This window comes from Nocardiopsis chromatogenes YIM 90109 (genome assembly GCF_000341185.1).
Lineage (GTDB): Bacteria > Actinomycetota > Actinomycetes > Streptosporangiales > Streptosporangiaceae > Nocardiopsis_A > Nocardiopsis_A chromatogenes.
In genome coordinates this window covers 1-3,458 of sequence record NZ_ANBH01000278.1, presented here as the reverse complement: position 1 = coordinate 3,458, position 3,458 = coordinate 1, and the positions used below count along the sequence as shown (strand labels likewise).

At 75.8% G+C, this 3,458-nt stretch carries 3 protein-coding genes; 1 reads left to right on the top strand and 2 read right to left on the bottom strand.

The annotated features are described in order from the left end of the window. Positions 1 to 88: 88 nt before the first annotated feature. Positions 89 to 694 (bottom strand): hemerythrin domain-containing protein, encoded by a 606-nt coding sequence (locus D476_RS0125430; protein WP_083939640.1) that lies wholly within the window; start codon positions 692 to 694, stop codon positions 89 to 91. Positions 695 to 1,237: 543 nt separating this feature from the next. On the opposite strand from D476_RS0125430, the gene D476_RS0125425 reads away from it, so the two are divergent. Continuing rightward, positions 1,238 to 1,660, top strand: a complete 423-nt coding sequence (locus D476_RS0125425; RefSeq protein ID WP_017626734.1) for a CBS domain-containing protein — start codon at positions 1,238 to 1,240, stop codon at positions 1,658 to 1,660. Between the two features lie 126 nt (positions 1,661 to 1,786). On the opposite strand, the gene D476_RS0125420 is transcribed toward D476_RS0125425, so the two are convergent. Continuing rightward, positions 1,787 to 2,194 (bottom strand): hypothetical protein, encoded by a 408-nt coding sequence (locus D476_RS0125420; protein ID WP_017626733.1) that lies wholly within the window; start codon positions 2,192 to 2,194, stop codon positions 1,787 to 1,789. Positions 2,195 to 3,458 lie beyond the last annotated feature (1,264 nt).

Genomic DNA, 3,458 nt, shown 5'->3' with positions numbered 1-3,458 from the left:
AAGCCGCCCCGCCGAAGGCTCCACGACTCCAGCGGACGCCATTGAGCGGCGCGTCCCGGTGCGGGGCGCGCCCTGCTCCACGGACGGCTCACCCGCCCCGCTGGGAGAGGAAGTCGCGCACCCGGTCGGCCACCCCGATCCACGGCGTCATCAGCGCTTTGAGCTGCGGGGCCTCGGGGACGCCGGGGTGCGGGCGGGTGGGGGCCAGTGAGCGCGCGGCCGGGACCTGCGCGCCGATCCGCAGCCGCTCCTCTTCGGTGGCGTCGCGGGCGAACCGGGGCAGCAGGTCGGATTCGAGCTCGGCGGCGTGCCGCCGCACCCCGTCGGCCAGCAGCCGCAGCAGGTGGCCGAAGCCGGGGTCGGAGCCGGTCAGCCGCTCCAGGTCCTGCATCCACCCCTCCAGCTCCCGGTGCCGGACCAGGGCCCGGTCGACGACGCCGTCCGGGCGCGCGCCCCGCACCCGGGGGTAGAGCAGCAGCTCCTCGGTGGACAGGTGGCGCACCAGCGCCGCCACCGCCCGCTCGGCCTGGGGGCGCACCCCCGGATCGCGCGGCCCGTCCTCGAACGCGGCCGCGCACAGGTGGGCGAAGGCGGTGCACAGCTCCCGGTGTTCGGCGGTGAGCAGCTCGATCACGTCTCCCCCGCGGGCGCCGTCGCCGGGGTCGGAGGGGACCATGCCGTCAGGTGGCTCCATAGCCCTCCCGCTACCGCCGTGCACGGCCGGTGATCTCACCTTGAGGTGACACTGACCTAACCGGTTTCCGGGCCCCGCGGCCGCCCGCAGGCGCACGCCCGGAACTGCGGGCGGTGTCTGGGCAGGGGAGCACCGCCGAGGGCGGCGGATCGGTCGGACGGCGGGGGGCGGGGAACGGCATCCTCACCGGACCTGCCACGGGGCACAGCCGGTCGGACTCCCCACCGGTGAGGGTCCGCATTCCGGGCCACCGGCAAAGGCCCTCCCGGCGGCCTCGCGGACGGCGCCGCCGCGCCAGGGGTTCGGGCGGGGCCCGGCCCGTGGCTCCGGCTCGGGCTCTGCGGCGGCCCCGTCCGCCCCGCCCTGCCGTCCCTCGGTCAGGTGCGGCCTCCCACCGGGGCGTCCCCTTCGGCCGTGGCCGCGCGCCGGGCCCGGCGCGCGGTGGGCCTCCCCTCGGGTTTCAAGCGCCCCGGGCCTGGTAGCGGAGGGATGACGGCCCCGCGCCGGACCCGCGCGGGGCAGGTTCCAGGGAAGGAGTCCACCATGGCCGAGACCGTTCGCGAGGTCATGACGACCCCGCCCTACACCGTCGCTCCCGGGACCCCGCTGCGCGACGTCGCCCGGATCATGCGCGACAAGGAGGTCGGGGACGTCCTCATCGCCGAGGACGGACGGCTGCACGGACTGGTCACCGACCGGGACATCACGGTGCGCTGCGTCGCCGAGGGGGCGGACTGCGCGACGGAGACGGTCGACCGGTCCGTCACCGGGCAGACGGTCTCCGTCGGCCCGGAGACGCACGTGACCGAGGCGGTGCGGCTCATGCGCGAGCACAGCATCCGCCGCCTCCCCGTGGTCGAGGAGGGGCGCCCGCTGGGCGTGGTGTCCTTGGGCGACCTGGCGCTGGAGCGGGACCCGCGGTCGGCGCTGGCCGACATCAGCGCGGCCGAGGCCAACAACGTCTGACGGGGGCCGGTATCCGCCCGTCGGCGGACGTGAGGAACGGGGGCCGCCCTGGACCGGGCGGCCCCCGCTCATGGGTCTGTGTGCCTGTCTGCGCGCCGTCGGCCCGCTGCAGCGGCCGCCTGCCGGTCACCCGATGCGCGCCATCAGCCGCGTGCAGGCGTCCTCGCACAGCATGCAGGTGTCGGCGCACAGGGCGCAGTGCTCGTGCCGGTCGGCGTGGCGGCGGCACTCCTCGGCACAGGCCCGGCAGTACTCGGCGCACACCGACAGCAGGGCGCGCTGCAGCAGCGGGTCGACCGCGGTGCGCCGGGACAGCACCCGCAGGGTCGCCTCGCACACGTCCGCGCAGTCCTGGTTCGACCGCACGCACGGCACCAGGTCCCCTGCGTCGCGCTCGCCCAGGCAGGCGTCGGCGCAGGCCACGCATGCCTGGGCACAGGCGGCCAGGCGCTCGACGGCGCTGGAGAGGAGCCCGGCGTCGCCGACGACGTCGCGCGGATGGGTCCGCAGGAACTCCTCGGTCTGGGTGGGCATCGCTCCTCCTCGGCTCGGTTCCCCGTCACGCACCAGCTACCTGCGCGGACTGCGGGTAAACACCGATGGAGCCGGTGCGCGGGCGGCCCGCGCACGGTACGGCGCCGCCCGGCACGGTCCCCTCCCCTGCCGGGCGGCGCCCTCGTCCCGGGTGCCCGGCCCGCCGCTCGAACGGGCCGGACACCGGCCGTCCTCCGCTCGTTCCCCCTCGACCACCTCGGGGGCACCGGGGCACCCCCCAGGACCCCGGCGCCGCGTCCGAGGCGGCATGCACCCGGGCGGAGGTCCGGGTGGAGGCGGGGGCGCCGGGTCACCGCCCCTCGCACCTCGTCCCGGGCCCTAACCCCTTGCGGGCGGGAGCATGCACACCCCGAAGAGAAAATCGGTGCCCGTCGTGACCGGCGACCGAAGGGGCGTGCGGGGCGCCCCGTCGATGGCGTCAGCTGGTTGTCCCGTTTCGGGTTTAGTGAAGGCTCGGAAGCAGCGCCCGGCCCTCGGCTGAGGCCTCTTGTCGCCGGTAGAGGTCTGCTTCGGACCCGGCTGGTTCTGTTCGTGAGTGTGGACAGCGTTCGTCGATGGGATTCGACAGCGCCTCCGTTCGCTGCAGCGTGGTGTCGATGGGTCCTGACAGCGCCGCGTGCGGCGGGGGGGACCTTGCCCTTCCCCGACGGCCGCCCCCACCGCCGTCTGCGAAGCCGCAGGTCGAGGCGGAGCGCCCGCGGCGAAGCGGGGACGGACGGCCGTGAGGTGCTGCGGGTGACGGCCGCGCTCGGCGACGGGGAAGGCCCTGGTGCTGTCGGAACCCGTCGGCACCGCGCCGCGCCGGGTGGTCTGAACCCTGTCGGAACCGGCGAACACGCGCTCTCACATCGCGTCGACATACTCACCCGGCCGGCGGGACCCGGTTGCACAGCGTCTCGGGGTTGGTGCCCACCTGCTCGCCTGCCCGCGTGAGCGCCCCGGGGCGTGTGACCGGGTCCCGGCGGGGCCCCGACCGCCGCCCCCGCGGCGCGTTCACACAGCCCATCGGGGTACTTCCCCGGCCCTGGCAGGTCCCTCATCCTCCCCATGCCGGAAAGCCCCCATCACACCCGGAACGAAACAGGTCAGGGGCCTCGAAGGCGGCCCGGTCCGCCCCGGAACCGTGCCAACGGGCCGACCCGGCCGGACAGAGGTTCCACCGTTCCAGCGGACGTAGCCTGCCCCGTCCTCTCAGGACGCGGCGAAAGGGCGCGGACGGCACCGGTCTGCGGGCCGCGCGAGG

Coding starts and splice junctions, on each gene's coding strand:
- D476_RS0125430 (WP_083939640.1), bottom strand. CDS start 694: ATGGAGCCACCTGACGGCATGGTCCCCTCCGACCCCGGCGACGGCGCC.
- D476_RS0125425 (WP_017626734.1), top strand. CDS start 1,238: ATGGCCGAGACCGTTCGCGAGGTCATGACGACCCCGCCCTACACCGTC.
- D476_RS0125420 (WP_017626733.1), bottom strand. CDS start 2,194: ATGCCCACCCAGACCGAGGAGTTCCTGCGGACCCATCCGCGCGACGTC.